Source organism: Bradyrhizobium australafricanum (assembly GCF_020329495.1).
Classification (GTDB): Bacteria; Pseudomonadota; Alphaproteobacteria; order Rhizobiales; family Xanthobacteraceae; genus Bradyrhizobium; species Bradyrhizobium australafricanum.
In genome coordinates this window covers 24,392-51,367 of record NZ_JAGKJL010000008.1, presented here as the reverse complement: position 1 = coordinate 51,367, position 26,976 = coordinate 24,392, and the positions used below count along the sequence as shown (strand labels likewise).

The 26,976-nt window shown below is 62.0% G+C and carries 27 protein-coding genes and 2 pseudogenes; 14 read left to right on the top strand and 15 right to left on the bottom strand.

The genetic code is table 11. The annotated features are described in order from the left end of the window. Positions 1–147 precede the first annotated feature (147 nt). From J6525_RS09710 to J6525_RS09700, 3 genes are read right to left on the bottom strand one after another with little or no spacing between them, the layout of a single operon-like run. Positions 148–1,257: an ABC-type transport auxiliary lipoprotein family protein gene (locus tag J6525_RS09710; RefSeq protein ID WP_225643954.1), complete on the bottom strand. Its 1,110-nt coding sequence runs from the start codon at positions 1,255–1,257 to the stop codon at positions 148–150. Between the two features lie 16 nt (positions 1,258–1,273). Then, a complete protein-coding gene (locus J6525_RS09705; RefSeq protein ID WP_225643953.1) occupies positions 1,274–2,011 on the bottom strand; it encodes an ABC transporter ATP-binding protein in 738 nt (245 codons plus the stop codon). A 2-nt stretch (positions 2,012–2,013) separates the two neighbouring features. Beyond that, a complete protein-coding gene (locus J6525_RS09700; RefSeq protein ID WP_376708464.1) occupies positions 2,014–3,126 on the bottom strand; it encodes an MlaE family ABC transporter permease in 1,113 nt (370 codons plus the stop codon). 181 nt (positions 3,127–3,307) lie between these two features. Here J6525_RS09700 and J6525_RS09695 point away from each other — a divergent pair, with 181 nt between their 5' ends. Beyond that, positions 3,308–3,718 (top strand): hypothetical protein, encoded by a 411-nt coding sequence (locus J6525_RS09695; protein ID WP_225644109.1) that lies wholly within the window; start codon positions 3,308–3,310, stop codon positions 3,716–3,718. On the opposite strand, the pseudogene J6525_RS09690 reads toward J6525_RS09695, so the two are convergent. The 3 genes and pseudogenes from J6525_RS09690 to J6525_RS09680 all read right to left on the bottom strand — a co-directional run bounded on the left by J6525_RS09690 (position 3,688) and on the right by J6525_RS09680 (position 7,464). Further along, positions 3,688–6,460 (bottom strand): annotated as a pseudogene (locus J6525_RS09690) (bifunctional acetate--CoA ligase family protein/GNAT family N-acetyltransferase). The gene J6525_RS09695 and the pseudogene J6525_RS09690 overlap by 31 nt on opposite strands. Then, positions 6,442–6,918, bottom strand: a complete 477-nt coding sequence (locus J6525_RS09685) for a CBS domain-containing protein (RefSeq protein WP_225643951.1) — start codon at positions 6,916–6,918, stop codon at positions 6,442–6,444. Before J6525_RS09685 ends, J6525_RS09690 begins: the two are co-directional and overlap by 19 nt. A 72-nt stretch (positions 6,919–6,990) precedes the next feature. Next, positions 6,991–7,464, bottom strand: coding sequence for an Hsp20/alpha crystallin family protein (locus tag J6525_RS09680; RefSeq protein ID WP_225643943.1), 474 nt, complete (start codon positions 7,462–7,464; stop codon positions 6,991–6,993). 148 nt (positions 7,465–7,612) lie between these two features. On the opposite strand from J6525_RS09680, the gene J6525_RS09675 reads away from it, so the two are divergent. From J6525_RS09675 to J6525_RS09665, 3 genes are all read left to right on the top strand, one after another. Continuing rightward, on the top strand, positions 7,613–8,596 hold the full coding sequence (locus tag J6525_RS09675; RefSeq protein WP_225643941.1) for a zinc-dependent alcohol dehydrogenase family protein: 984 nt from the start codon (positions 7,613–7,615) through the stop codon (positions 8,594–8,596). Continuing rightward, positions 8,596–10,167, top strand: coding sequence for a bifunctional aminoglycoside phosphotransferase/ATP-binding protein (locus tag J6525_RS09670; protein ID WP_312009769.1), 1,572 nt, complete (start codon positions 8,596–8,598; stop codon positions 10,165–10,167). The genes J6525_RS09675 and J6525_RS09670 overlap by 1 nt, the downstream gene beginning before the upstream one ends. 76 nt (positions 10,168–10,243) lie before the next feature. Continuing rightward, positions 10,244–10,513, top strand: coding sequence for a hypothetical protein (locus J6525_RS09665; protein ID WP_225643936.1), 270 nt, complete (start codon positions 10,244–10,246; stop codon positions 10,511–10,513). A 138-nt stretch (positions 10,514–10,651) separates the two neighbouring features. Here the strand turns inward: J6525_RS09665 and J6525_RS09660 are convergent, their stop codons facing one another. The 6 genes from J6525_RS09660 to phbB form a co-directional block, all read right to left on the bottom strand. Next, the gene (locus J6525_RS09660; RefSeq protein ID WP_225643934.1) at positions 10,652–13,195 is read right to left on the bottom strand and encodes a cation-translocating P-type ATPase; all 2,544 of its coding nucleotides are present in this window, start codon (positions 13,193–13,195) and stop codon (positions 10,652–10,654) included. Then, complete coding sequence (locus J6525_RS09655; RefSeq protein ID WP_166213789.1) at positions 13,192–13,359, bottom strand: hypothetical protein; 168 nt, start codon at positions 13,357–13,359, stop codon at positions 13,192–13,194. Before J6525_RS09655 ends, J6525_RS09660 begins: the two co-directional genes overlap by 4 nt. 156 nt (positions 13,360–13,515) lie before the next feature. After that, entirely contained in the window at positions 13,516–15,330 is a 1,815-nt protein-coding gene (locus J6525_RS09650; RefSeq protein ID WP_225643933.1) for a PHA/PHB synthase family protein, read from the bottom strand. A gap of 86 nt (positions 15,331–15,416) precedes the next feature. Then, positions 15,417–15,797 (bottom strand): hypothetical protein, encoded by a 381-nt coding sequence (locus J6525_RS09645; protein ID WP_225643931.1) that lies wholly within the window; start codon positions 15,795–15,797, stop codon positions 15,417–15,419. Beyond that, entirely contained in the window at positions 15,794–16,273 is a 480-nt protein-coding gene (locus tag J6525_RS09640; RefSeq protein ID WP_225643929.1) for a CBS domain-containing protein, read from the bottom strand. The genes J6525_RS09645 and J6525_RS09640 overlap by 4 nt, the downstream gene beginning before the upstream one ends. 15 nt (positions 16,274–16,288) lie before the next feature. After that, a complete protein-coding gene (gene phbB / locus J6525_RS09635) occupies positions 16,289–17,014 on the bottom strand; it encodes an acetoacetyl-CoA reductase (RefSeq protein ID WP_225643919.1) in 726 nt (241 codons plus the stop codon). Between the two features lie 163 nt (positions 17,015–17,177). Here phbB and J6525_RS09630 point away from each other — a divergent pair, with 163 nt between their 5' ends. The 6 genes from J6525_RS09630 (at position 17,178) to hemN (ending at position 21,622) form a co-directional block, all read left to right on the top strand. Continuing rightward, complete coding sequence (locus J6525_RS09630) at positions 17,178–18,014, top strand: universal stress protein (protein WP_225643917.1); 837 nt, start codon at positions 17,178–17,180, stop codon at positions 18,012–18,014. Positions 18,015–18,076: 62 nt separating this feature from the next. Continuing rightward, positions 18,077–18,385: a c-type cytochrome gene (locus tag J6525_RS09625; RefSeq protein WP_225644107.1), complete on the top strand. Its 309-nt coding sequence runs from the start codon at positions 18,077–18,079 to the stop codon at positions 18,383–18,385. 62 nt (positions 18,386–18,447) lie between these two features. Beyond that, positions 18,448–19,170, top strand: a complete 723-nt coding sequence (locus J6525_RS09620) for a CBS domain-containing protein (RefSeq protein WP_225643915.1) — start codon at positions 18,448–18,450, stop codon at positions 19,168–19,170. A 19-nt stretch (positions 19,171–19,189) separates the two neighbouring features. Beyond that, positions 19,190–19,348 carry a hypothetical protein gene (locus J6525_RS09615; RefSeq protein WP_225643913.1) on the top strand — a complete coding sequence of 53 codons (159 nt, stop codon included), beginning with the start codon at positions 19,190–19,192 and terminating at the stop codon, positions 19,346–19,348. A 188-nt stretch (positions 19,349–19,536) separates the two neighbouring features. Then, positions 19,537–20,214: a helix-turn-helix domain-containing protein gene (locus J6525_RS09610; protein ID WP_225643911.1), complete on the top strand. Its 678-nt coding sequence runs from the start codon at positions 19,537–19,539 to the stop codon at positions 20,212–20,214. Positions 20,215–20,269: 55 nt separating this feature from the next. Then, entirely contained in the window at positions 20,270–21,622 is a 1,353-nt protein-coding gene (gene hemN, locus J6525_RS09605) for an oxygen-independent coproporphyrinogen III oxidase (RefSeq protein ID WP_225643909.1), read from the top strand. Positions 21,623–21,715: 93 nt separating this feature from the next. Here hemN and J6525_RS09600 read toward each other — a convergent pair whose 3' ends face one another. Further along, complete coding sequence (locus J6525_RS09600) at positions 21,716–22,177, bottom strand: CBS domain-containing protein (RefSeq protein ID WP_225643907.1); 462 nt, start codon at positions 22,175–22,177, stop codon at positions 21,716–21,718. A 268-nt stretch (positions 22,178–22,445) separates the two neighbouring features. On the opposite strand from J6525_RS09600, the gene J6525_RS09595 reads away from it, so the two are divergent. Next, a complete protein-coding gene (locus J6525_RS09595) occupies positions 22,446–22,775 on the top strand; it encodes a helix-turn-helix transcriptional regulator (protein ID WP_225643905.1) in 330 nt (109 codons plus the stop codon). A gap of 32 nt (positions 22,776–22,807) precedes the next feature. Here the strand turns inward: J6525_RS09595 and J6525_RS09590 are convergent, their stop codons facing one another. After that, positions 22,808–23,971, bottom strand: coding sequence for an FAD-dependent oxidoreductase (locus J6525_RS09590; protein ID WP_225643902.1), 1,164 nt, complete (start codon positions 23,969–23,971; stop codon positions 22,808–22,810). Between J6525_RS09590 and J6525_RS09585 the strand changes: the two are divergent. From J6525_RS09585 to J6525_RS09575, 3 genes and pseudogenes are all read left to right on the top strand, one after another. Further along, positions 23,958–24,107: pseudogene (locus tag J6525_RS09585) on the top strand (SOS response-associated peptidase); the annotation flags it as partial. The gene J6525_RS09590 and the pseudogene J6525_RS09585 sit on opposite strands and share 14 nt — an antisense overlap. Before the next feature lie 65 nt (positions 24,108–24,172). Next, complete coding sequence (gene dinB, locus J6525_RS09580) at positions 24,173–25,207, top strand: DNA polymerase IV (protein ID WP_249795976.1); 1,035 nt, start codon at positions 24,173–24,175, stop codon at positions 25,205–25,207. 5 nt (positions 25,208–25,212) lie between these two features. Further along, positions 25,213–25,497, top strand: a complete 285-nt coding sequence (locus J6525_RS09575; protein ID WP_225643891.1) for a hypothetical protein — start codon at positions 25,213–25,215, stop codon at positions 25,495–25,497. 48 nt (positions 25,498–25,545) lie between these two features. Here J6525_RS09575 and J6525_RS09570 read toward each other — a convergent pair whose 3' ends face one another. Further along, complete coding sequence (locus J6525_RS09570) at positions 25,546–26,895, bottom strand: MFS transporter (RefSeq protein ID WP_225643889.1); 1,350 nt, start codon at positions 26,893–26,895, stop codon at positions 25,546–25,548. Positions 26,896–26,976 lie beyond the last annotated feature (81 nt).

The window sequence follows — 26,976 nt, the reverse complement described above, 5'->3', positions numbered from 1 at the left end:
TTCCGAGCAACGAGGAAGTCAGTATTGCGCGGCACTGCCGCAGCCTGCTGATCCCGAACTGCTAGTTCGCATCGCCTTTGGCTTGGCGGCAGCCGCGAGCAAGTCTGATCCAGGACAATCGTTGAGAGACCGCTGTAACGATCTGATTCAGTCCGTCGCCGCAACCCACATCACAAGCTCGCGCGCGAGGGCGCCGAAGGCTCGATCGAATGCGGCTGCCGCCTCAGACGGTGTGAGCGAGTTAATTCCTTCAGATCCCTCAAGAAGCTTTGCGGCCTTTACTTGACCATTTCGATCCACGATCTTCGCGGAGAAGGAGATCGTCGCGCGTGGTTGAGGTCCCTGCGCAATTTCGAACCGGCGCAGGTCTATCAGGAGACGCGGCGCGCCTTCCACGCCGCTGTCGGCGCGCAGTGGCGCATGCTTGACGTCGTAATTCTCGAAGCTCTGCAGCAACCGCGTCTGCACCAGCAAAGGGAGACTATCGCTCCACTGCGCACCGTCGAAGCCCTGAGTTTCCTCATCCGGCGTGAACAAAAAGCGCTGGGTCTGTAGGCGGGCGATCGCAGTCGGCTCCGCCATGACCAGGTGCTCGGGCAGATTCGCATGGCGTTGCGCTCCAAAGCTGTCCACCGCGTGAAGGTCATACGCCACCTTGCGCGGCGCGGGCGCACCGCCGCCGGTCATGCGTTCCAGCCCGGTCACGATGCCATCGAGCTTCGGCGTGTTGCGCGCGAGCCCTTCGGCGAACGTGCTGAGATTGTCGATCGTGCTGTGCAGCGGGGTGGCATTCTCGGACAGGACGGCATCCACCCGACGTAGCGCATCGCGGGCAGCCTGTGTCATGCTCCGTCCAGCCCCCTTTTCGGCCACCAGCGCTTCGCGCGCCGGCGGCGCCTCGGGATCGTCACCGCCTTCCAGCGCGATCACCGGGACACCGGTCAGTCCCTGAAAATCGAGGCCGACGCGCGTATCGCTATGCACCGGCGTGCGCTCGGCGACCGCAATCGTGGCGTGAACCTCGCGCGGGCGGTCTGGAACCAGCTCAAGCGCGGTCACTTCGCCAACGCGGATGCCATTGAAGAGAACACCCGCCCCGACCAGCAGCCCAGGCACCGGATCGGTGAAAACGAGCTGATATGTCTGCCGTTTTCCGATCCCCCCGACATTGTTCAGCCAGTAGACGAACCCGAACACGGCGACGATCGCCGACAACACGAATGCACCAACGACGATGTAGGGCGCGCGAATTTCCATGTGCGTCTCTCTTTGCCTAGTTGCCGAGGCCCAGCTTCCGCGCCCGGGCGCCATGAAAGTAAGCCTGGACCCAGGGATGATCGGACTTGAGCACCGATGACAGCCGCCCGATTGCTGCGATCCTGCCGTCGGCAAGCGCGGCAACGCGGTCACAAATGGCCTGCAGACTGTTCAGGTCGTGCGTCACCATGAACACCGTGAAACGCAAGGTCCGATGCAGCGTCCGGATCAAGGTATCGAATTCACCGGCAGCGATCGGGTCGAGACCGGACGTTGGCTCATCAAGGAACAGAAGCGAGGGGTCGAGCGCCAGTGCCCGCGCGAGCGCAACCCGCTTGGTCATACCGCCCGAAAGCTCGGACGGAAACTTGTCTCCGTCTTCGCGCGTCAGGCCAACCATCTCGAGCTTGGCGTCCGCGACTTCCTCCAGCAGCCTTGGTGAGAGCCGCGCCTGCTCGCGCAACGGAAACTGAATGTTCTGGCGAGCCGTCAAGGCCGAGAACAGCGCTCCCTGCTGGAACAGGACCCCCCAGTGGCGTTCATTATCGCTGGTGCCCGCGAAATCGATCTGCCCGCTCCGCTTCGGCAGCAGACCGACCAATGTCCGCATCAGCACCGACTTTCCGCCCCCGGACGCGCCCACAAGGGCGAGAATTTCCCCGTCGTTCACGTCAAGGTTGAGCTGATCGAGGACGATCTTCTTGCCGAAGCCGACCACCAGGTTGCTTATGTGGATGGCTGGAGTTTCGGGCATGGCTACATCCCGATCGACGCGAAGAAAACCGCAAACAGGCCGTCGAGCACGATCACCAGGAAGATCGATCTAACGACCGACGCAGTCGTCTGCTGTCCAAGTGATTCCGCACTGCCCTTCACAGTCAGTCCCTCCACCGCCGCGACAAGCCCGATCACGAGCGCCATGAACGGCGCCTTGATGATCCCGACCTCGAAATGTGTGACGGAGACCGCCTCGTGGAGTCGCGCGATGAAGATCGCGGGGCTCATGTCGCCATAGAGCCAGGCGATGAGCCCGCCGCCATAGAGCGCCGCGAGCGAGCCGAGAAAGGCGAGAATCGGCAGCGCCACCACCAACGCCAGGATCCGTGGCAGGATCAGGACCGCGACAGGATCGAGTCCCATGGTGCTGAGCGCGTCGATCTCCTCGCGCATCTTCATCGCGCCGATCTCGGCCGTATAGGCACTGCCCGAGCGCCCGGCCACCATGATGGCCACGATCAGCACGCCAATCTCGCGCAACACGAGGATGCCAACCATGTCGACGACATAAGATTCCGCGCCGAAGCGGCGGAAATGGAAGATGCCCTGCTGAGCAATGATGGCGCCGATTAGGAACGTGATCAGCACCATGATCGGCACCGCTTGCCAGCCCACCCGGCCGAGCTGATAGACGGTCGACGTCAGTCGGAACGATCGCGGATGCCTGAGAATGCCAAACAACGCAGCGCTGAAAGCACCGAGCATATGCAGGAATGCCGCCGAATCAGACGCCAGCCGCCTGCTGCCGCGGCCGAGCTGATCGAGCCTCTGCAGCAACGGGATGACTGATCTGCGTTCGGCCGGATCGGAACGGTTCAGTCCTCGCACCTCTTCCAGCAGATCGCCATGTGGACCGTCGGCACCTGTGAGGACCGCTCTGGTCGCACCACCGCGGGCGAGCCTTTCAAGCAGCCAGGCCCCGACCGTGTCGAGCGCGGTGACGCGCCGTACATCGATCGAGCCGATGTCGGTACGCGCGGCGTGCGCACACAGCCGCTCCAGCGCCTCGACATTGGCAACGTTCCAAGCCCCGCATGCGGTGAGCACACGCGGATCGTCTGCATTCGCTGTCAGGGCCGGGACATTGAGCAAGATTCTGACTCCATGTTGCAGTTCACCCTAGAGCGTTGGAGACGACTGTGTTTGACCCAGCGCAATCGGCCTCACCGGGCCCCAAACATGCGCTTGACCCAAATCAACGGCTTGGCAAGCCGCGGCTATATGATCCAACAGCTTGCCCGGCAACCTCGGGCATTCTCTGGGAGAATTTCTGATGAACCGCCCCGCCTTCAAGCCTTTGCAAAATACTACATTGCCGCCCTCGTTCAGGCAGGTTCGGCTCGAACGCGCACGCGAGCACGATCACCCCGACGGCGCGTCGACGATTGGCTATATCATCGTCGCCCCGCTCGACACCGCGTCGCGGATCGACGTCGAAACCTGGAAAGCCCATCGCGACGCCTGCCGGGTCGTTCGTCGGCGGCCGGCCGAGAACGATCAGCTCGGCCACCTCGTGCACGGTCCGGGAGACAGCTGGCGCTTCCACTATGACGTATCCGGCGCGGCGGCCGACGAAGGCGGTTATCATTTCGACAATGAACGCTTCCGGCCCGGCGAGTATGTATCAGTCCACGAGGCGGACGGCATGCATCCCTATCGTGTGGTCGCCGTCACTCCGCTTTGATCGCGCTCGCGCCGGATCAAGATGTCGGTCCCCAAGGTATCCGCGACCGGGAGAGAAAGGTCGAGGACGACGTTGACGATCCGGTGGTCGGTCGGTTCAGTGGCGGCAGTGAACCCGAGTTCACGGCACATTACTCAGCATGGTGGTGTTCTCGGCCAGCACTTCACCGGACAGCCGCTTCAGCCCTTCCGACTTCGCATAATGGATCAGGAGCTGCATCAGCGCCCATCCAAGTCCTTTGCCCTTGAGATCGGACTGCAGCAAAACAGCGTATTCGGCATTCTCATAGAGCGAATCCGAATGAAGCTGGACTGCTCCTACCATGGCGCCCGTAATCGGATCCAGCGCGGCAAAGGCCATTGCACGCGCGTAGTCGAGTTGGGTCAGCCGCGCAATGAACGTGTGCGAAAAGTTCCTCATCGCCTGGAAGAAGCGAAGCCTGAGGTCCTCGGCGGTCACCCGCCTGAAGAAACTCTCGACCATGGGCTCATCCTCCGGCCGCAACGGCCGGACCACGACGCATGAGCCGTCTCTCAAGGCGAGCTCGCCTTCCCATTGCGATGGGTAGGGCCGCACCGCAAGCCGGGTCTGACCGGCAAACAGCCGCGGCGGCTTGCGGATCGCCACGCGCGCGTCGAGCGCCAGCACGCCGGTCTCGTCCGCGAGCAGCGGATTGATGTCGAGCTCGGCGACTTCCGGAATATCCGCCGCCATCTGCGCCAGCTTGACGAGGGTTAGCGGCACGGCGTCAGCCGGCACGGCCCCGACATCGCGATAGGCAGCAAGTAGCCGCGAGACCCGGGTACGCCCGACCAGCTCGCGCGCCAGGTTCATGTCGAGGGGTGGCAGCGCCAGCGCCTTGTCGTTGATCACTTCGACCGCGGTGCCGCCGCGACCAAACACGATCACCGGGCCGAAGGTCGGATCGGCGGCAATGCCGAGGATCAGTTCGCGTGCCGCTCGCCGCTCGATCATCGGCTGGATCGTCACGCCCTGCAGGATGGCATCCGGCCGTGCGCTCCGCGCGCGCGACAATACTGCCCTGGTTGCCTCGGCGACGCTTTCGCCGTTTCGCAAGCCTAGGATGACCCCGCCGACATCGGACTTGTGGCTGATATCGCGGGAGAACACCTTGACCGCCACCGCAAGCCCCCGAGCCAGAAACGGCGCAGCCTTGTCAGCGGCATCATCGGCATCACGGGCAACAACCGTCGGAACGATTGGAATATCGTAGGCCTTGAACAAGGCGACGATCTCGACCGGGTCGAGCCATCCCCGCCCCTCGGACAGCGCCTCCGCGATCACTCGCCGCGCCGCCGCCGTCTCCGGCGCAAACATTGAGGCGATGCTGGGCGGAGTTGCGGCCAGCGCGATGGATACCTCGCGATATCTCACCAGATGCATGAAAGCGCGCACCGCGTCATCTTCGGTCGGAAAATGCGGGACGCGGGCAGCCTCAAAAATCGTAGCAGTTCGCTCATCCGTGCCCGTCCACGCCGCGAGCACCAGCGGCGCGAACTCGCTCTTCCTGCCCCGGCGATCACGAACACATTGCGTCACCGCCTCGGCGATCCCCTCGGTCGGCGCAACCGCCGTCTCCACATTCATGACCAGGACCGCATCGCTGTTCGCGTCATCAAGCAACACGTCGAGGGCGGAGACATAGCGGGTGGCGTCGGCATCGCCCGAAATATCGACAGGATTGACACGCGACCATCCGCGCGGCAGCACCTGATCAAGCCGCTTGACCGTCTTCTCAGTCAGGCTCGCAGGGGTGCCGCCGAGTTCGGCCAGGCGGTCGACCGCGAGAATCCCAAGCCCGCCGCCGTTGGTCAGAAGCGCCAGCCGATTGCCGCGCGGGACGAAGCCGCGACCGAGCAGCTCGGCGCAATCAAACAACTCACGCAAGTCGTACACCCGCAGCATCCCGGCACGGCGGAATGCGGCATCATAGACGGCATCCGAACCGGCCAGCGCGCCGGTATGGGTCGCCGCGGCTTTGGCACCTTGCGCCAGCCGCCCCGACTTGACGACGATCACCGGCTTCAGCCGTGCTGCGGCGCGGGCAGCCGACATGAACTTGCGGGCATCCTTCACGGCCTCGAGGTAGAGCAGTATCGCGTTGGTGTGATCATCCTGCGCGAAATAGTCCAGTAAATCAGCGACGTCGACGTCGAGCTGGTCGCCGATCGACACGATGCCGGAGAAGCCGAGCTGCCGCTCGGCCGCCCACGCGACCATCGCCGCGGCAACCGCGCCAGACTGCGAGATCAAGGCCACGCGTCCGTCGGATGGACGATGGGCTGCGAAGCTCGCGTTGAGCTTCGCGCGCGGCACCATCACACCGATACAATTGGGCCCGACGAGGCGTATGCCGTGCATGCGCGCCGTTCGTGCGACCGTCTCGGCAAGCGAGCCCGCCCCATGCCCGAGGCCCGCCGACAGGATCACCGCGCCGGCGACGCCAACTGCGGCAGCGTCTGAGATGATCCCGGGGATTGCGGTCGCCGGCGCCGTGATCACGAGAAGATCCGGAACAAATGGGAGCGACTCGAGATCGCGGAACGTCGCCTCGCCGTCAATCGCCGCGTAGTTTGGATTGACCACGGCGATCCGGCCGGAAAAGCCGCACGCCTTGAGGTTCATGAGCACCGCCAACCCGAGCGACGACGGACGCGAACTGCCGCCGACAAGCGCAACCGATCGAGGCGAAAGAACCCGATCTAGGCCAAACGTAGACATCGGGCTGTCTCGCAAGGAACAAGCGGAGGCACCTGCCGCTTCGTGCAGCGCGCCAAGGCCCGCATGACATCCTCGCGAGCAATGATACCGAGCACGTGGCGATATTTGTCAACCACGGGCAGACTTTTCAGGCGATGCGCGACCATTAGCTGCAGAACGCGTTGCAGATTTGTGTCCGGCTCGACCGCGATCACGTCGGACGACATGATCTCGTCGACCGTCGTTCCCATCCGATCGTCATAATGCGGTAGTATGTGATCTGTCGTACAGGCAAATGCCTTCAGGGCGTCAAGCTTCGTGACGAACCCAACCACGACATCGTCGCGGAGCACGGGATAGGCGTCATAGTCGTCTTTGGCGAACAGCCGGTACAGATCGCCCACTGTCATTTCGGGGGCAACGCTTCGCACCGAAGTCGTCATGTTGTTCGCGACGGTTTCCTGAAGAAACTCGTACATTGCTAATCCCCTTTGAATGGCTTCTTCGGGGACGCGTCGCTGCTTGACGAGCGACACGCCCCCACAAGACGGCTACGCGGCCGTCTTGATGTCGATCTGCCTGCTCTGCTTCGGTGTCGGCTTCTTGACGGTGACCTTGAGTACGCCCTTGGCGATTTCGGCGCTGACGTCTTCCGCCTTGATGCCCTCGGGCAATGCAACGGACCGCGAGAACGCGCCGAAGCTGCGCTCGACCAGGAGATAGTCCTTGTCCTGCTCCTCGCGCTCACTCCTCTTGTCGCCGCGGATCGTGAGCGTGTTGTCGGCAAGGTTGAGCTGAACGTCCTTGGTCTCGAGGCCCGGCAGTTCGGCGCAAATCTCGATGGTCTTGTCGGTTTCGCTGACGTCCATGCGCGGCATCATCGCCACCGGCGTTGCGAAGGGCGGAAAATTGCGGCCGAATCCATCGAACAGCCGGTCGATTTCCTGCTGCAGAAACGTGAATGGATTGGCTTCCCGCCGCGCCACGGCGCGCTGGGTTCCAACGGGAATCATGTCCTTGATCATCGGTGGCTCCTGTTTGGGTCTTGGCTTTTAAGTCTCGGCTCGCGAGGCAAAGCTAATCCGGAACACCCAACGGGCGTTGACCGGGATCAAAACAAGGCCAATGTCACGTGATCAAAGGAAGGTCACAGACCCCTGAGCGAGTTCCGTCATGCATGCCATGATCCTGCCTGCACGTGGCGCGCAGCTGCAATATGTGGAACGACCGGACCCAATACCTGGCCCAGGTGAGGTCCGGGTCAAGATCAGCGCCTGCGGCGTCTGCCGCACCGACCTCCATGTCGTCGATGGAGAGCTGCCAAACATCGCCTATCCAATCGTACCCGGCCACGAGGTGGTTGGCCGTATCGACGCAATTGGCGACGGCGTAGGCCATGCGCATCTCGGCACACGCGTCGGCGTCCCCTGGCTCGGCTCGACCTGCGGGCATTGTCCCTACTGCCGGGAGGGCAAGGAAAACCTCTGCGACGATCCCCTGTTCACCGGCTATACGCGGGACGGCGGCTTTGCGACCCATCTGGTGGCGGATGCGCGTTACTGCTTTCCGCTCGGCGAGGACGGCGACGACGCCGAGCTTGCACCCCTGCTGTGCGCTGGCTTGATCGGCTGGCGCTCCCTGGTGATGGCCGGCGACGGCCGCAAACTCGGCATTTACGGTTTTGGCGCGGCGGGACATATCGTCGCGCAGGTCGCACGCTGGCAAACGCGGGATGTCTACGCGTTCACCCGTGCGGGCGACACCGAGGCCCAGCATCTGGCATTGTCGCTCGGCGCATGCTGGACCGGAGCCTCCGAGGACCCGCCGCCGGAGCAGCTCGACGCCGCAATCATCTATGCGCCCATAGGCCCACTGATCCCGCTTGCCTTGCGCGCCCTGCGCAAGGGCGGACGCGTGGTCTGCGCCGGCATCCACATGTCGGATATTCCGAGCTTTCCTTACGACATCCTCTGGGGTGAACGGCAGATCGTCTCCGTCGCCAACCTGACGCGACAGGATGGCGTCGACTTTCTCAAGGCGGCGGCGAGGGCCGGAATCCGGACACTCGTCACCGTCTTCCCCCTGGATCAGGCGAACGAAGCGCTCGCGCGCCTGCGCGACGGCAAGCTCGTCGGCGCGGCTGTTCTGAAACCATGATGACGCCGACATCATCAACCGACGATGCCACAGGCGACGCCGGCCAGGCGGCTGTATTGTCGTTCCTGGCTGGCTCTGGCGAACCAAACGCGCCGGTCCAACGGATCGACACCCATTGTTCGATCGTCTTTCTTGGGCCTTCGCGCGTCCTGAAGATCAAACGAGCGGTCAAGCTGCCATATCTCGATTTCTCGACGTTGGAGAAGCGGCGGCGTGCTTGCGAGGACGAGATTGCCATCAACAAGCGCCACGCCCCCTCGATCTATCGCGGGGTGGTGCCGATCACGCGCGAGCGCGACGGCTTCGTGATCGGAGGGACCGGACAGGTTATCGAATGGGCCGTCGAAATGGCTCGCTTTGACGAAAGTAAGACGCTCGATCACCTGGCCGCGCAAAATGCTTTCGGGCCAGAGCTTAGTGAGAGCCTGGCGGCCGTTCTGCTGGATTCACATAAGGCCGCCGCCAGCAGCGATGGATCGAATTGGCTCGCATCGCTTCCGATCATCATCGACCGCAACACGGAGCAGTTCCGCGGCTCGGCAGACTTTCCCCGCGACAGCATCGACAAGCTGCATCGGTTGAGCCACCGCGAGTTGGAGCGGCATCGCAAGCTCTTGCAGTCACGTGCAGCAGCGGGACAAGTCCGACGCTGCCACGGCGACGCCCACCTCGGCAATATCGTTATGATCCATGGCAGGCTCGTCTTGTTCGACGCAATCGAATTTGACGCTGAAATAGCGACAACGGACGTCCTCTACGATCTTGCATTCCCCCTTATGGATCTCTTGGCGTTTGGGCAGCGCGCTGCCGCCAACAGACTATTCAACAGCTATATGCAGGCGGCATGGGCTGCCCAATCGACGGCACTTGCCGTGTTACCGCTGTTTCTCTCAATTCGTGCCGCGATCCGGGCCAACGTACTCCTCACCAAGCGGCAGCAACACCGGCACGATCCAACAATTGCGAGGGCTGCGGAGAGATACTTCGACGCGGCAGTCAAGCTCATTGCACCGGAGCTTCCCAGCCTCCTCGCAATTGGCGGGAAGTCCGGCACCGGCAAGAGCCTGCTGGCGCGGGATATGGCACATCTGATCGCGCCAGCGCCAGGCGCCCTGGTTCTGCGATCGGACGTCATTCGCAAGCAACTCCACGACGTGAGCGAGCATACGACTTTGCCCGCAACGACGTACACCGCCGAAGCATCCGATCGCGTCTATCGGGCCATGTTCGGACACGCTGTGCGTACATTAGCTCAAGGGGTTTCGGTCATACTCGATGCGGCATTTCTCAAGTCGGCGGAGCGACATGCCGCTGAAGCCGTCGCCCGCAACGCGAAGGCTGAGTTCCGCGGCATCTTCCTGACCGCCGATCGCGCCGCTCGGCTGCATCGCGTAGCATCACGACGACACGACGCGTCGGACGCGACGTCAGACGTGGTCTTGGTTCAAGACAACATTGAAACCGGAACTATCGATTGGGACGTTGTGGACGCTTCCGGTACGCCCTCGGCCACGCTTGAACGTTGTATTCTCTCGCCTTCTGGCAAAATCAACGGCCGGGGCGAGCGGTAAGTCGCCTAAGGAAAACTCCTGAATTGGTCGATGCCATCGGGTCTGGCAACATCCTCGCGCCGAAAGGAGGACTTTCATGAAACAGCGATTGACCTTTCTCTTTGTCGCTAGTGCGATCCTCGCGGTTGTGCTTGCTCTGTTCTGCCACTGGTACTTCCCGGATCTGGTTCCGCTTGCGTCGACCGAGCCGGCGACGACAGGCTGGCGGCTTGACGCGGCCTTTGCCGTGTCCACGCTCAGATGGACCGCGGCGTTCGTGGCGGCAGCCTCTGGCCTGTCGTTGCTGCTGATGACCTTCACCAACCGAAACGCCAAAGTCCCGCTAGAACGCGAGTTGTCCGTCTGATCTTGATGCCTGCCGGTCCTCGAAGGTCGGTTCGTTGGAGCCGACCATTGACGTCGTGGAACGCCGCTGCCGACGTGTTCCTTGTGAGGTAAGTACACCAGCCGTCACCTTTCAGGCGCAGTTCGATGTCTCCGCCGGCTAGGATCTGAGCCGCCGCCCCCAGAGTGGCTTGAGCAGTTCAAGGATTACCAGCATCGCCACTCCCGGTCCGAGCGCGATCATCAGATCGTCCGGATGCAGAGGACCGAACCGAAACAAGGTAGATGCTGGAGGCCAGAGCAGTGCGGTCGCGAGAGCGCCTGCGACCGAAAGCAGGATCGCGGCCAGCGCTGGATTTGGCCGCAAGAAAGCCGACAGGAATGAGGCACTGAACGATCGATTGACCAGGACAAGACCAACAATCGATCCGATGAGGGCGAAAACGGCCAAGGCTCGCGCTTCATCTGCAGGCATGCCAATACGAAGTGCGATGACGAACGGGATTGCGACAAGTGCAAAAATCAAGGCACCTTGAAGAAGGCTCCAGCCAACCAGCGCCCAAGTAAACAGAGCGCTGTCGGTCCGCCTGGGTGGGCGAGCCATGATGTCGCGCTCCTCGCGCTCGGCCTCGAACACGAGTGAGCACACGGGATCGATGATCAGCTCCAGAAATGCGATATGAACGGGGCCGAGAATCAAAGGTAATCCGAAAACCAGGGGAAGCAGGGCAAGCCCTGCGATTGGAACGTGGACAGCGAAGATAAAAGCCATCGCCTTTCGCAGATTGTCGTAGATGCGTCGACCCAGGCGGATGGCCGAGATGATCGCGCTGAAATCGTCGTCAAGCAGCACGATGGAGGACGCCTCGCGCGCGACATCCGTTCCACGCCCGCCCATCGCAATGCCGATGTGGGCCGCCTTCAGGGATGGAGCGTCGTTGACGCCATCGCCGGTCATCGCAACGATCTCGCCGTTCTGCTTCAACGCCTGCACGATGCGGAGCTTCTGCTCAGGCAATACGCGCGCAAACACGTTCACACGCCTGACGTGCTCCGCAAGCTGCACGTCATTCATAAGCCTGATCTGATCCCCCGTGATCACCTCATGGACATCCAGTCCCGCCTGCTTCGCAATTGCGGTCGCGGTTGCCGGATAATCGCCTGTGATCATTGTGACGCGAATTCCCGCTGAGCGGCATTCACGCACCGCACCGGGCACGTTGGAGCGAAGCGGATCGGCGAATCCCACCAGTCCGAGGAAGCGGAATGCGAAGGCTTCTTGCGAGCAAGGAAGCTGGCCGCCTTTAAACACGGCCGCCGCAACCCCGAGCACACGGAGCCCTTGCTCCGCCATCAGGCCGACGGCATTTCTCATCGATTCTTGATCTGCACGACTCAACCCGCAGAGACGCGCGATCGCCTCAGGCGCTCCCTTAGCTGCAACAACGCATTCCTCCGCAAGGGATGACCGCCAGACCTGGGTCATGGCCAGGAGTTCGGGCCGGAGTCCGTAAGTTCGTACCAGCTGCCGGTGAGCATCCGGTCCGCTATTTTCCTTCCGGGCGTCGCCGGCAAGGGCGTGCAACGCCCGCTCCATTGGATCCAATGGCTGAGACGAACTGGCAAGGACACCGTAGCGTAGCATCTTCGAGAATTCGGGCTGTACACAACCCGGATTCGTAGACTTGGGGCGCATGCATGCACCATCGAGCAACCGCAATTCTACAACCGACATTTCATTCAGCGTCAGAGTACCGGTCTTGTCGGTGCATAAGACGGTGGCGGAGCCCAACGTCTCGATTGCGGCCGCCCGGCGCGTCAGCACGCGGACTTTCGAAATGCGCCACGCGCCCATGGCCATGAACACGGTGAGCACCACACCAAATTCCTCCGGCAGCATGGACATGCCGATCGCGACGCCGCCGAGCAACGCCTGTAGCCAGTCTCCGCGCAACATCCCGTAAAGCAGCACGGCAACTATGCTGACGGCAGCACCTCCGAAAAAGCAAAGCCGCACCAGCTTCGCGGTCTGCTGTTGAAGCCGTGGCGGCTCCGCTTGCAGCGTACGAAGAGACACTCCGATTTTTCCGAGCTCGCTTCGCTGCCCGGTGGCCGTGACCCGGGCGGAACCTTCGCCCCGCACGACGAGCGAGCCGGAATACACGAACGGCTGATCGTCGCCGCCCGGCCGATGCTCAGCCACGGCGTCCGTCTCTACCACCTGCTTGCGAACGGGTACCGACTCGCCCGTCAGCAGGGACTCGTCGACCTGCAGATCGTGACCGTCGAGGAGCACAGCGTCGGCTGGCACGCGATCACCGTCGCCAAGGATAATAAGGTCGCCTCGGACGACGTCCCGGCCGGCGATACGCCGGCGTACCCCATCCCGCATCACGAGGGCTCGTGGACTGGTCAGGTCGCGCAAGGCTTCCAACACGCGTTCGGTTCGTGTCTCCTGCACGATCGTGATCACGATCGACATGGCGCCAAAGCCAAGGAGCAGCAGTGCCTCCTGGAGATCACCAAGTAGGAGGTAGATCAGTCCGCCGCACAGAAGGAGCGCGAGCATCGGCTCGCGCAGCACCTCCAGCACGATACGTACGGGAGTGCGCCGATCAGGACTCGGAAGCTCATTGTACCCTTCGATCCGAAGCCGGGCCGTGGCTTCGGCTTCGCTCAGTCCTATGAGGTCTATGGCACTCACGTCTTCCGCCACAGGCTCCAGAAGCTTCCGCCCAGCAAAAGCGCGGTGACAAGCAGAATGGCCACGAATGTCTGAATGATGTCAAAGTTCAGGGAATCGCGCGCCACGAACAGCGCGGTGATAGATCCCACGAGGACGAAGAGGATGCGAAGGATGACGCTCATGGCTCTCTCCTAGAGGTCCAGCATTGTTCAAAGCTCGCCAGCCAAGGGGGGCGTAGCTCGATCCTCGATCCCGCTGGTGCGGCATTTACTCTAGGGGTCCGCGCCACGAGAGCAGTTGCGGCAAATCAAACTGCCTGAGTGCTTGTGCCCGCGGGATCAATGCTGGAGAACATACTGACCTGGCGCATCATCGAGCGGCGGCCCGCTCTGGGGCGCATGAAGCGACGTTTTCGCCGGCTCCCAGGTTCCCGAATACGCGGTAAGAAAGCGAACCCACTCCAGCCACCAGGATCCGTCGCGATTCACCGCTTTCCACAGCCACTCGTCGGGGCCGACATAGGGTTGATCCGCCTTCTTCTCCAACAACTGATAGCTGTGCCCCTCCTCCGACGGCGGAGCAACGATGCCGGCGTTGTGCCCGCCGCTCGCCAGCACGAAGGCGATATCGGCATCCGCGAGCAAGTGAATCTTGTGAACAGACCGCCAGGGCGCGACGTGATCACGGACCGTGCCCACCACAAACATAGGGGCGCGAAGGTCGGAAAGTGCCATCGGCTGCCAGTCCGCCAGATACCGGCCCTCGGCAAGGTCGTTGTTGAGAAAAAGCTTGCGCAGATAGTCCGAATGCATCCGGTACGGCATGCGGGTCGCGTCCGCGTTCCATGACATCAGGTCACTCGGTGCGGCGCGATCGCCCATGAGATAGTCGCGGACCAGGCGCGACCAGATCATGTCGTTCGACCGCAGCAACTGGAACGCACCGGCCATCTGCGCCGTCTCGAGCACGCCGCGCTGCCGCATCATGTCCTCCAGGAACGCAATCTGGCTTTCATTGATGAAGAGCGTCAGTTCGCCTGCATCGGTAAAATCGGCCTGGGCGGCCATCAGCGTCACCGACCGGAGGCAACCAGGCCGCTCCCTTTGCAATCGGGCCGCGGCAATCGCTAGCAGGGTGCCACCGAGGCAGTAGCCTGCCGCATGGATCGCGCGTTCAGGGGCAAGCTGATTGATCACGTCGATGGCCGCGTCGATCCCAAGCTTGCGATAGTCCTCGAGACCAAGATCGCGATCGGCTGGCCCCGGATTTCGCCATGAGATCATGAACACGGTGAAGCCGCGCTCGACCAGGAAGCGCACCAGCGAGTTCTCGGGCGAGAGATCAAGAATGTAGTATTTCATGATCCAGGCCGGCACGATGAGCACTGGCTCCGGGCAGACGTCCGTGGTCGCGGGCGCGTATTGAATGAGCTCGATCAGCTCATTGCGGTAGACGACCTTACCCTTGGTCGTGGCTACATCCTTGCCGACCACAAAAAGCGGGGGCTCGCAGGGCTTGCCGCTCAGCAGGTCGCGGCAATCTTCCAGCCAGTTATGCCAGCCCGACACGAAGTTGCCGCCACCCGAATCCATCGCCCGCCGCAGCACCTCTGGATTGCTGAATGCAAAGTTGGACGGCGCCACCACATCGAGGCATTGGCGGACAGTGAAATCCACTATTGCCGAATTTCCTTTCGAGACGCCGCGCAGGCCGCTGGTCGCCGAATGCCACCATTGCTCTCCCAGGAGGAACGCTTGCGCCACGACGTTAAAGGCCGGCAATGTCCAATCTTGGCCGGCAAAACGGTTGTCACCCGGCTGTGGCTTGACCATGAACCAGGGCTGCCAGGCAGCATGCGGCGTCGACACCATGCGCGCGAAGCGCGAGCCCTCAGCAACTGCGTTCAGCGCCAGCTGAAGCCGTTTACCGGGTGACGCCGCAAGATGGAGTTGCGAGTCGGCGAAAGCGAGCGCGAGACTGGCCGGTGAAAGCCCGCCGGTCCATCGCGCCATCGCCGCATGAACCAGTTGGTCGATCGATTCGGCAGCCGTCAATGGCTCGCTTTCGGACGGCACTGAGGCGACCGTTCTGGCACCCGTCACATCGTCGTTAGCGGGAGATGTGGGTTGGTCGAGAACCGCTTGGACTGTCATCGCTCGCCTCCTTGCTCGAGCGGGATGGGCTCGGGCGCAATCTGTTTCTCCGTCTGGCAGCTGCTCCGACGCCAGATCTCTTCTACCTAGCCGAGGTGGAACCGCTTCCGGCCCAGCGCCACGATCTCGCCGTCCGTCGGATGATCGCTCGGCTCAACATGCAAGTTGAGGTCAGGCCGTTCCGCCGTGAGATATTGCATCAGCTCAACCTTCTCGACACCCGGACCGATGACGAGCAAATCGCTGCAATCGCTCACGGCCTCCCCTACCCGGGCGAGGAATGTCGCGTCGGCCTGGACGCGGCCATCGCCGATCGTATTCGTCTTGTGATGCAGATGCTGCGACGCCAAATGCGCATGGACGGCCGTCGCGCTGACGCCTGTCAACCCGATGCCGAAAACCTTCGCAACAAGGTGATCGATCCAAACGACAGCGTGCGCATGTGACTGCAGGGTCATCTCGCTCATGAAGTAACTCCGGTGCTTTCTTTCTCTGCTTCTCTCAATCGGCGCGCCAATGCCGCAAGCAACTCCCTGCGACTGACAATACCAACGACGGTTCCGGCGCCGAGCACGGGAATCTGAGCGACATTGTAGACATCCATCTGCGCGACCACGTCCTCGATCGATGCCTCGACATCGACGGTGATCGGCGAGCCACTCATGAGCGAGCCGACCTGCAGCGTGCGCATGCGTTCGCGTTCAGGTGTATTCTCCGCAATGCCAAGCAGAGACTCCAGCCAGTTTCCTGACGGCGGGCTGATGTCAAGCTCATCGCGGTGAAGGAAATCCCCCTCCGAAACCATGCCGACGAGGTCGCCGGCGTCGTCGATCACCGGCAGGTCGCGCTGATCAGTCTCAAGCAGCAGCTCGACGGCATCGAGCACGATGGCAGTCGGCTTGATCGTCGCGAACGAACTGCGCATCACATCGGTGGCGAGCATTGTCATCTCTCCTATTCAACACATGTGTTGGCCGCCATTGATCGACAGCGTCGATCCGGTGATGAACCCTGCTTCGTCGGCAGCAAGAAACGCGACCCCACGGGCAATCTCCTCCGGCTGCCCCAGCCGCCCGACCGGGATCTGCGGCAGAATGGAATTCTGCATGACATCAGCCGGCACCGCGGCCACCATCTCGGTGTTGATGTAGCCCGGGCAGATCGCATTGACCGTGATGCCGAACCGCGCGCTTTCGAGCGCCAGTGCACGGGTGAAGCCGAGCTCGGCGGCCTTCGCTGCGGCATAGTTCGTCTGGCCGATCTGGCCCTTCTGCCCATTGATCGACGAGATGTTGATGATCCGCCCGAACCTGCGGGCCCGCATGCCCTCGATGAGTGGCTGGCACATGTTGAACAGCGAATCGAGATCGGTCCGGATGACCGCGTCCCATTGCGGCTTGGTCATTCGATGCAGTGTGGCGTCGCGCACGATACCGGCGTTGTTGACCAGGATGTCGATCGGGCCCAACGCCGCCTCCACCTCGCGGATGCCAGCTGCACAGGCCTGGAAGTTCGCGACATCCCACTGGAATACGGGAATTCCCGTCTGATCCTGAAACGACCACGCGGCTCCCGCATTTCCAGCATAGCAGGCCGCAACCCGGCATCCGGCGGCAGCGAGGGCACGCGAAATCGCGGCGCCAATTCCCCTGCTTCCACCCGTAACCAATGCGACGCGCGCCATGTCGGCTCCTCCAAGCTGGGTACAACATTTGCGCGAAGTACACGCTCGATGAATTGATCTCGCTCAATCAGAATCCACGACCGCGCATGAGGCAGATCAAATTTGTTCACCTCGACCCGTGCTTTGATAGCACTTGCTCTTCCACCCCTTTGGAGAACGGCCCATGTTCAAGAACATCCTGGTCCACATTCCGACGGAGTTGTCGCCACGTCCCGCGGTCGACGGATCGGTTTCGCTCGCGCTCGGCACCGGCGCGCATCTCGACGCAATGGCGATCGGCTACGAGACCGCCAGCGTACCGCTCGTCGTTGAAGGAGGCGCGGCGGTCGCCTCCCTGTTCGAGGCTGAACATGAGCAGGCCCTCGAACGCGCCGAGGTTGCGCTGCGCGTCTTCGATATCGAGGCACGGAATGCGGGGATATCCTACGCGAGCCGCGCCGTGGGTGCGCTCCCCATCGATGCTCGCGAGATGATCTGCGCGAACGCGCGACTGCATGACCTGACCGTGGTGGTGCAGCCGCTGGGCGAATACAACAGCTACGACAACGTGATCCCGCGCGAGCTCTTGTTCCAAGCCGGGGGTCCTGTTCTGTTCATGCCCTATACATTCCACGGCGCGTTCTCGGCGAAGCGTATCGGGATCTGCTGGGATGGCAGCCGGCTTGCCGCCCGCGCCCTGCACGACGCAATGCCGCTGCTGCGCGCAGCCGATGCTCTCACCGTCATCACCATCGATGGCGCCGATCCGGTCCCCTCAGAAAGCTCCAGCGACCACTTGGTGCGCTACCTTGCAAAGGAAGGGCTTCCGGCCAAGATCACGTCGTTGCCGGCGTCCAAGTCCGAGGTTCAGTCGATCCTGCTGTCGATCGCGGCGGATGAGAGCCTTGACCTTCTGGTGATGGGCGGATACGGCCACTCCCGCCTGCAGGAAACCCTGCTCGGCGGCGTGACGCGCGACATGCTGCGCGCGATGACCGTCCCGGTCCTGATGTCTCACTAAGCGCGAGCCGAACTGTGAAGCATCCAGCCGGGACATTTCAGAGCCATATCGCTCGTGGCTTCGTGGTCATCAGCGCGATCTGCGCCGCGCTGACTCCAGCCGCTGCGGACCAGGAGCAAGGCCGTCGCCTTGCGCAGCTCTACTGCGCCCGCTGCCATGCAATCGATCGGGTGAGCCCGAGCCCGCTGAGGATAGCACCTCCGTTCCGGACATTGCACGAACGCTATCCGGTCGAGATGCTGCAGGAATCGCTGGCGGAAGGGATCGTCACCGGCCATCCGACCATGCCCCAGTTCAGCTTCGAGCCGGACCAGGTGGGCGACTTCATTCTGTTCTTGAAATCTCTCGAGCGGGGCCAAGCGGACCGTTGAGCCAGGTCAATGCGCGGAACGCACAAAGCCTCATTGTTCAAGCTTCAACACGGAGGTCCGACATGCGTGCGCATCAGATAATGACCAAGCATATCATCGCCGTCAGTCCGCACACGAAGATCCTGGATGCGGCCAATATCATGCTGCGATGTCACCTCAGTGGTCTGCCGGTGATGGACGAAGACGGCACGCTCAGGGGCATGGTGTCCGAGGGAGATTTCCTGGACCGCGCCGAGATCGGCACAGGACACAAGCGCTCGGCATGGCTGGAACTGTTCACCGGCGTGGGTCGCGCTGCGACCGATTTCGTGCACGAGCGCGGCCGCAAGGTTGAGGACGTCATGACCACGACCCCGATCACAGTCGATGAGCAGGCGCCGCTCGACGAGATCGTGCATCTGATGCACAAGCACGCCGTGAAGCGGGTGCCGGTTGTGAAGGGCAAGACCATGGTCGGAATCGTCACCCGGGCGGACATCCTGCAGGCCGTCGCATCGTTGGCGCGCGAAGTTCCCGATCCGACCGCCGACGACAGCCATATCCGTGAACGTATCCTGCGCGAAATCAACGCCACCGGCTGGCGTCCCGCCGGCTTCCAGGTCTGGGTGCGCAACGGCGCCGTGCATCTGCACGGCCTGATTTTCGATGAACGAGCTCGCCAGGCCGCAATCGTGCTCGCCGAGAACACCTCGGGCGTCAGGGAAGTCCACGATCATCTCTGCTTCGTCGACGGCTACTCCGGCTACTACGTGGAATCGCCGGACGACGTCAAGGCGGCTAGCTGATCAGATCGAGGAGGCCAACATGGCAATGAGTACACTGCTTGTCGTCACGGCCGTCTGTCTCATCTTCGCGATCTTTGCGCTCGTGCTCGTCTTGACCGATCGCAGCACGACGCGCTGGCGTCAGGAACAGGACCGAGCCAGCACACGCGCTGCCTATCCCGATAAGAACGGGACCTAGCAGCACTTTTTGCCTCGCGCGCCGAGACACTGATGTCTCGCCGCGCGGCCACCGTTTATTGCTCTGCATTCCCGGAGCTACGTACAAATACGTAAGTGGCTTCTACTTAGGGGAAATATCCAAATTTCCCGATCCACGAGATGCGATCAATCTGCCTCCATCGATCTTCCCATTCATGGAGCGTCGCCATGCAGACCCAGAACGCCATTTCTTTCGAGAACAGCCGTCACCCGACCAGCATCCTCAGCCGGCAGGCGCGCGTTGAAGGACCCTTCGGCATGGTTGGGACGCCGATGCGGTTCGCCCGCAACAGCGAAATTTACGGCGAGGACGAGGCCGCGGAATACCTCTATCAGGTCGTTTCCGGCGCCGTCCGAACCTACAAGATTCTGGAAGACGGACGTCGCCAGATCGGCGCATTCTATCTGCCCGGGGATATTTTCGGCTTCGAGGCCGGCGAGACCCATATCTCCTCGGCCGAGGCCGTCTCCGAGACGCGGGTCATCGTGGTCAAGCGCGCCGCGCTCATGGTCCGTGCGACCCACGAAAAGGATCTGGCACGCCAACTCTGGGATGCGACGGCCCAGGAACTGCGTCGCTTCCAGGAGCATCTGATGCTGCTGATCTGCAGCGCTGAAGATCGTGTCGTCGGCTTCCTCCACGACATGGCGCGCCGCGCCGTCAAGAATGCGGCGATCGAGCTTCCGATGTCGCGGCAGGATATCGCCGACTATCTCGGTCTGACGATCGAAACGGTGTCACGCACCTTTACCCAGCTCGAGCAGAACGGCGTGATCTCCCTTCCGACCTCGCGTCGGGTGGAACTGCGCAACCGCGCGATGTCGAACCGGAACTTGGCGGCGTAAGCGAAGGGCGCGCCAGGCTTCGATAATCGGCCGCAAGTGAGAGGCTAGGAATAGGATGCGGTCGAACCTGGCGATCACCTATGGGCAGGACAGGCTGCCGCGCTACACCAGCTACCCCACGGCTCCGCATTTTTCCGCGGCGGTCAGCGAGGCTGATTACCGGACATGGCTCAGGTCGATTCCAACTCGGCGGCCGACCTCGATCTACCTGCATGTTCCGTTTTGCCGGTCGATGTGCTGGTACTGCGGGTGCCACACCTCTATCACCAGGCGAGACGAACCGGTCGCCATTTACGCCGCCGGCCTTCGCACCGAAGCGCATCTCGTTGCCGAAGCGGTCGGTGGGCGATTGCCCGTCTCCCACATCCATTTCGGCGGTGGCACTCCGACGATCATGACGCCCGAAACCTTTGCCGACCTCGTCAGCGCGCTACGCTACTCGTTTTTCGTGCAGCCCGACGCCGAGATCGCCGTCGAGATCGATCCACGCACCCTGACCGAGCCGATGGCGGAAGCGTTGGGCTACAGCGGCATCAACCGCGCAAGCCTTGGCGTCCAGAGCTTCGATCCTGTCGTCCAGCACGCCATCAATCGGTCGCAGAGCCTGGAGCAGACCACGGAAGCGGTCGAGCGGCTGCGCCGTGCCGGCGTCGACCGCATCAACTTCGATCTGCTCTACGGCCTGCCCGCTCAGACTGTCGCTTCCTGCCTGGATACTGTCGACTCATGCGTCGCGCTGCGGCCCGACCGGTTTTCCGTGTTCGGATATGCCCATATTCCCTCCTTCAAGAAGCACCAGCGCATGATCGACGAGGCGTCGCTGCCGGCTAGCCTCGAGCGGCATCGTCAGTCCGAGGCGGTCGCGCAGGCGCTGACCGATGCCGGATACATCCGCATCGGCCTCGACCATTTCGCGCTCCCCGGCGACAATCTGGCCATCGCAAAGCGCGAGGGCCGGCTGCGGCGTAACTTCCAAGGCTACACGGACGATTCTGCCGAGACCCTGATAGGCCTCGGCGCCAGCGCAATCGGCCGCATGCCACAGGGCTTCGTGCAGAACGCAGTTGCGACACGCGACTATCTTGCACGCATTGCCGAGGACCGGCTTGCAACCGTCAAGGGCTACATGCTGACGGCGGAGGACCGTTTCCGAGCCGACGTCATCGAGCGCATCATGTGCGACATGGCCGTCGATCTGCCGGGAATGTGCCGCCGGCACCGCTGGGATCCTGGTTCGGCCGTCGTTGATGGTTTCCGGCTCGACAGGCTGATCGCGGACGGCGCGGTGACGATGAGAGGTGACCGGCTCCTGATCAACGATGATGCGGAGTTCCTGGTCCGATGCGTCGCCTCGGCGTTCGACGCTCACCTTGGTCGCGCCACAGCCCGGCATAGCCGAGCGGTCTAGATGCGACCGGCGGAACCCGGTCCGCACCGTCTACAGCAGTTTCGGATGTTGGCGGCTTCGTTTGCCGATCCAGGCCGCGATACTGTCGGCGCATCAATCGCCCTCGGATCGCGCAAGTATTCGCTCAAGCGCTGTGATCAGCTGCAGGCGGCCAATCATGCCGACGACCCGCGTATTCCGGAGAACGATGACTTGCGATATCTGGTGCTTGTCCATTTCGGCAACGATCTCGTCCACAGTCGCACATTCGTCGACGCAAACGGGCTTGCGGCTCATCACAGCGTCAACGCTCAGGGCCCGGGTCCGCTCGCGGACCAGCCGCCCCTCCTCTCTACTGAGCAACCATTCGAGCCAAAAGCCCTCTGGCCAATGCACGCCGAGCTCGCGACGGTGAAGGAAGTCGCCTTCGGAGATAACACCGACCAGCGCCCCTGAGCCCTCGAGCACAGGCAAGCCACGCTGGCCGGTTTCCAGTAGTAAACGAACGGCGTCGAGCAATGGCGCGCCCGGTTTGATCGTTGCGAAAGACGTGCGCATGACATCCAAAGCTAACATGGCAAACTCCCCAGAGCTTCGTGTACGCGATGATTTGCCAGTATCGGTCAAAAAAGACGGGCCGGGCTGACCTGGATCAATAGAGCCGTGCACTTTTGAAGCCGCTGGTTTCGCTGCAGGACCATTCGGCGGCTGTCGGCTCATATGGGAATCGTCGTCTATCCACCGTCCCATCGCAACGTCTACCATGACCACGACAATTGCCCGACTGGAAAGCAGATCAAGCAATCGCATCGTAAGCCCGGCTCGGCTGGGAGGCCGCGTTGCGATGACTGCAAAAAAAGCTCGGATAGAAGCTAACTCGTCTGCCAACTTTGCCAGCCAGACTGAGTTCGCGACGCTCGTCAAAAGCACCCAGCAGACCGTCAGCAGGTGGGAGGCTGGACAATCGCGTCCGCGCGACAAGCAGATGCCGCTGATTGCGGCGGTGCTCAAGGCACACGTAGCCGATCTTCTCGCAGCCGCCGGCTTCACGCAAAAGACCGCTGTGTTGAGCTTTGATCAGCCGTTTCCGATTGCCCTCCTTGGTGTCGGCGAAGCCGGTCCTTGGGAGACGCGCTCCGCGCGATTGATGGTAACGATGGCGATCGGGCCTTGATTGTCTAGCTTGATCATCTGTTCACGGTCCTGTTAATCGAGGCGCGCGCCGTCGGCGTTCACCGCTGCCCTCACTTGCTGTCCGTCGATGTGCCTCGGCGCGATTCCGTCGCGCACCGCAATCACCGCTGCATGACCGATCGCATGACCGTAGGAGAAACACTGAGCCGTGACCCGCGCTGAAGCGACTGCTTCGTGCTCCGCCGAGAGGCAGCGGCCGGCAACCAGCAACCCCTCCCCGCGCTCCGGCACGAAGCACCCATACGGCACCTCGTAGTAGTCGTTCAGAAGCCACTCGACGCGAGGCTTGACGCCCGAGTGCAGCTCGATCGGCCAAGGCGAGACCGCAATGCCGTCAGATGACTTGGCGCCTTTGACGACGTCTTCGTTTGAAAGCCTCTTTACACCAGAGACCTGACGGGTCTGGCGCACGCCGACCTGGACGCCGGTATCGTTCAGAAAGGCGGCTTCGCATCCCACGAGATTATCGCGAAAGAAACGAGCGTATTCTCGCGCCTGAAGCCGTCCCTGGATTTCGGCGTCGGTGAAATCCTGGTGTAAGAGCGTGTTGAGCTCACGCCCATCCGGGCCGATCACACGCGTGCAATTGCACAGCAACTCGTTGGGTCGGGTGGTGGGGAACAGCCAGATCTTGGCGCGCGGCAGCCGGTATTCACCAGCATTGTGCTTTGCGCGGATCATGTCGGATATCTTTTCCGGCATGATGGTGTCGGCACCGTATTCGGTGACGAAACGATCGATATCGACACCCATCATTCGAAAGATCATCGTCGGGTTCTGAACCCTGCCATTGTCGCCAATGAAGCTGGGCAAGCCGGCCATTGCGACGACATCAGCATCTCCGCTCGCATCGACGACGACTTTGGCGCGCGCATCGAGGGGTCCCTGTTTCGTCCAAATGACCACCCCCGCGATCCTGTCGCCCTCCATGCTCACGTCGCTGGCGACGGCATGGAACACGACGCGTACTCCGGCTTCCTGCAGCATTGCGTCTGCTTCCTCGCGCCACACCAAGGGGTCGTGGACCCGCGCCCAAGTCTTTCCGTAGAGCAGCGGATCGCCGAGCCCGCCTTTGGCTTCCAATCGGCGGCAAAATTCGTCGGCAAAACCAAAAACAACCTGCTTCGGTTTGGCGTTGATCGCTTCGGTCGCCTCGTACAGACCGCAGATCCTCACATCGCCGGACGAGGTAGAGGCCTGGATGACGGCACCTCCCGACGAGGCACTGAAGTTGCAGCGGCCGCTTGCCGACGGAACCCTCCAAATCGTCGCCCGCGGCGTCAAGGAGGATACAGCCGGGCTCGGGACGTGACCGTCGAGATCGATGACGACCGGGCAATTGCGCCGGTCCGGCAGCGCAAGATCATCCACATCGACATGGACGCCTTCTATGCGTCCGTCGAGCAGCGGGACAATCCAGACCTCCGCGGCAAGCCGGTCGCCGTCGGAGGATCCCGTGAACGCGGCGTCGTGGCGGCGGCCAGCTATGAAGCCAGAAAGTTCGGAGTTCGTTCGGCCATGCCGTCCGTCACGGCAAAACGACAATGCCCCGATCTGATCTTCGTCAAGCCGCGCTTTGAGGTCTACAAGACAATCTCGCAGCAAATCCGTGAAATCTTCGCTGAACACACGCCGATCATCGAGCCCCTGTCACTCGACGAGGCGTATCTCGACGTGACCGACAACCTGCAACGCATTCCATGGGCGCGCGACGTCGCGCTCGCTATCCGGGCCAAGATCAAGGCCGAGACAGGTCTCAATGCTTCGGCCGGCATCTCATACAACAAGTTTCTGGCAAAGCTCGCCTCGGATCACCGCAAGCCGAATGGCCAGTACGTCATCACGCCCGAAATGGGCCCGGCATTTGTGGAAATCCTGCCCGTCGGCAAATTCCACGGCATTGGTCCTGCGACCGGTGCCAGGATGAATGCCCTGGGCCTCTACACGGGGCTCGATATGCGCAATCAGTCGCTCGCATTCATGCAGGCCAATTTCGGCAAGGCCGGTGCGTACTACTATTGGATCTCGAGGGGCGTCGATAATCGTGAGGTCCGCGCGGATCGAATCCGGAAGTCGGTCGGCGCAGAGACCACTTTCTCAAGCGATTTGACCGAATTCCAAACGTTGGCCGCCGAACTGCAGCCACTTATCGACAAGGTCTGGCGGCACTGTGAAGACAAGGCAGCGCGTGGCCGAACGGTGACCCTCAAGGTAAAGTTCAACGACTTCGAAATCATTACGCGCAGCAGGTCGGTACCTGCCGCGGTTTCGAGCCGCGCGGAACTCGAACGACTGTCGATCGCGCTGCTTCAGAACGAGATACCCTTTTCCAGGTCAGTCCGCCTGTTGGGGATTTCGCTTTCGTCCTTACAAGGCGACGATGCGGCGCCGCAACTTGACCTACCGATCTGAAGGCCGTGGCTGACACACGGACGTCGCCAATCCGGACGATACGTCTTTATCTCCACGCTGTGGAAATCCAGATTGCCGATGCGGTTCTATTGCATGGCCGCGACAAGGTCGGCAAGGACGCCGCGCATCGGCCGGTCGACAACACCTGCCACCAGCGCACCGGCAGGCATGATGAAGACGGTGCGGGCCAACATTTGATCCGATGCAGTGCGGGTCTCGATCAGACGTCATTTGTCCGTATCGACGGCCCAGTACCGGATGCCACCTTCCGCGCCGGACCGACGAGATGAGCGCGATGAGCTCTCATCTCGCCGGCTGCGCGTCATTTCACAAGTGCATCATACGCTCGAGGCCGGCGCAGCCTTCATCGCAGGCTCCGATTCCGCGTCGGCCTCGAAGCCCTTCGCGGACAGATCGCGACCGAGCGTTTCAGGAAGCAGAAGAGAAGCCAGAATGAAAGTAGCTGCGGCAGGAAGGGCCACGGCGACCATGCCGTTCAGCAGGCTTCCGCCGAAATGAGCAGCCGCAAGGGGCACGATCACTGGCGCGATGCTGCCAAGGCCGCGTCCGCCCATATAGAATGTAGACACCGCCGTTGCGCGCAGGTTGACCGGATAGAGCTCCGAGATCCAGACGCCCGTCACGCCGAGCGCAACATTGCCAATACCGAAACCGATATAGAGCCAGAACATCGGCCACTCGGTCTTCGAGCCGGCGTAGAGCTGACTTCCCCACACCGCCATGCCAACCAGGGATCCGACCCAAAACAACGCCGGCACGAGAGCACCGAACCGTCGGCCAGCCCTGTCGTTGAAAAAGCCATTGGCGAGGTAGCAGATGCCGCTGACCACCGAAAGAAGAACGGCCGTGGTGCGAACGACGTCGCCCGGCGTGTGCATGTCCCGGAGCAACAGCGTCGGAATGAAGGAGACTACGCTGTAGTAGCAAAGCATGTAGCTCATCAGCCACACGAAAGCAGTGACGGTCTGCCGCGCCAGACCATTGCGGAACAAGTCTGCAAGGGGAAGAGTGCGGGCCGCGGCCGCAACCGGACCGGCCTTGCGTTGCGCCTCGTACTCCAGCCAGATCTTCGACTCAGGCATGAAGAAGCGAATGAAGATGATCAGCAGGATCGGCACTCCGCCGCTCAGCAAGCCGATGCGCCAGCTCCACTCGTCGCTGAACGTCGCGATAAGCCAGATTCCGACGATCGAAGCCGTGGACGATGCGATCACGGCGCAGCCTTGAAGCGCAGCCGCCCCCAGGCCTCGGCTGCCTTTTTTCCAGGCCTCATTGAAAAGCACCATGCCAACGCCGTACTCGCCGCCAAGACCAATGCCGGTGATGAACCGCAGCACCGCAAGCGACCAGTAATTCCATGCGAAGGCGGAAATGATCGCGGCGACCGAGAACAGCGCGATGGTGAGCTGAAGCGAGGTTTTCCGGCCAAGGCGATCACCGATGACGCCGAACAGGGCCCCGCCGATCGCCGATCCGAATAGTGTCAGGGCCTGCAGAGAGCCGATCTCTGTCAACGATAGCGACATCGACCGCTGAATCGCGGGCAAGAGAAACGGAAAGATCAGGACATCATAGAAGTCGAGAATGTATCCCAGCATCGCCGAGATCATGATCGAATACCGTTGCCCGGCCGTGTAATCTTCCGCGCCTGAGAGGGTTTTAGACATGCAATGCGTTTCCCGTTGAAAGAGCTGGACAGTGGATGGTCGTTGCCGAAACGCTTTCCGCGTTATTGGGAACCGCGGATG

Excerpts from the sequence above, each read along its gene's own strand:
- J6525_RS09710 (WP_225643954.1), bottom strand. The coding sequence starts at position 1,257 with ATGGAAATTCGCGCGCCCTACATCGTCGTTGGTGCATTCGTGTTGTCG.
- J6525_RS09705 (WP_225643953.1), bottom strand. The coding sequence starts at position 2,011 with ATGCCCGAAACTCCAGCCATCCACATAAGCAACCTGGTGGTCGGCTTC.
- J6525_RS09695 (WP_225644109.1), top strand. The coding sequence starts at position 3,308 with ATGAACCGCCCCGCCTTCAAGCCTTTGCAAAATACTACATTGCCGCCC.
- J6525_RS09685 (WP_225643951.1), bottom strand. The coding sequence starts at position 6,918 with ATGTACGAGTTTCTTCAGGAAACCGTCGCGAACAACATGACGACTTCG.
- J6525_RS09680 (WP_225643943.1), bottom strand. The coding sequence starts at position 7,464 with ATGATCAAGGACATGATTCCCGTTGGAACCCAGCGCGCCGTGGCGCGG.
- J6525_RS09675 (WP_225643941.1), top strand. The coding sequence starts at position 7,613 with ATGCATGCCATGATCCTGCCTGCACGTGGCGCGCAGCTGCAATATGTG.
- J6525_RS09670 (WP_312009769.1), top strand. The coding sequence starts at position 8,596 with ATGACGCCGACATCATCAACCGACGATGCCACAGGCGACGCCGGCCAG.
- J6525_RS09665 (WP_225643936.1), top strand. The coding sequence starts at position 10,244 with ATGAAACAGCGATTGACCTTTCTCTTTGTCGCTAGTGCGATCCTCGCG.
- J6525_RS09655 (WP_166213789.1), bottom strand. The coding sequence starts at position 13,359 with ATGAGCGTCATCCTTCGCATCCTCTTCGTCCTCGTGGGATCTATCACC.
- J6525_RS09650 (WP_225643933.1), bottom strand. The coding sequence starts at position 15,330 with ATGACAGTCCAAGCGGTTCTCGACCAACCCACATCTCCCGCTAACGAC.
- J6525_RS09645 (WP_225643931.1), bottom strand. The coding sequence starts at position 15,797 with ATGAGCGAGATGACCCTGCAGTCACATGCGCACGCTGTCGTTTGGATC.
- J6525_RS09640 (WP_225643929.1), bottom strand. The coding sequence starts at position 16,273 with ATGCTCGCCACCGATGTGATGCGCAGTTCGTTCGCGACGATCAAGCCG.
- phbB (WP_225643919.1), bottom strand. The coding sequence starts at position 17,014 with ATGGCGCGCGTCGCATTGGTTACGGGTGGAAGCAGGGGAATTGGCGCC.
- J6525_RS09630 (WP_225643917.1), top strand. The coding sequence starts at position 17,178 with ATGTTCAAGAACATCCTGGTCCACATTCCGACGGAGTTGTCGCCACGT.
- J6525_RS09620 (WP_225643915.1), top strand. The coding sequence starts at position 18,448 with ATGCGTGCGCATCAGATAATGACCAAGCATATCATCGCCGTCAGTCCG.
- J6525_RS09615 (WP_225643913.1), top strand. The coding sequence starts at position 19,190 with ATGGCAATGAGTACACTGCTTGTCGTCACGGCCGTCTGTCTCATCTTC.
- J6525_RS09610 (WP_225643911.1), top strand. The coding sequence starts at position 19,537 with ATGCAGACCCAGAACGCCATTTCTTTCGAGAACAGCCGTCACCCGACC.
- hemN (WP_225643909.1), top strand. The coding sequence starts at position 20,270 with ATGCGGTCGAACCTGGCGATCACCTATGGGCAGGACAGGCTGCCGCGC.
- J6525_RS09600 (WP_225643907.1), bottom strand. The coding sequence starts at position 22,177 with ATGTTAGCTTTGGATGTCATGCGCACGTCTTTCGCAACGATCAAACCG.
- J6525_RS09595 (WP_225643905.1), top strand. The coding sequence starts at position 22,446 with ATGACTGCAAAAAAAGCTCGGATAGAAGCTAACTCGTCTGCCAACTTT.
- dinB (WP_249795976.1), top strand. The coding sequence starts at position 24,173 with ATGGACGCCTTCTATGCGTCCGTCGAGCAGCGGGACAATCCAGACCTC.
- J6525_RS09570 (WP_225643889.1), bottom strand. The coding sequence starts at position 26,895 with ATGTCTAAAACCCTCTCAGGCGCGGAAGATTACACGGCCGGGCAACGG.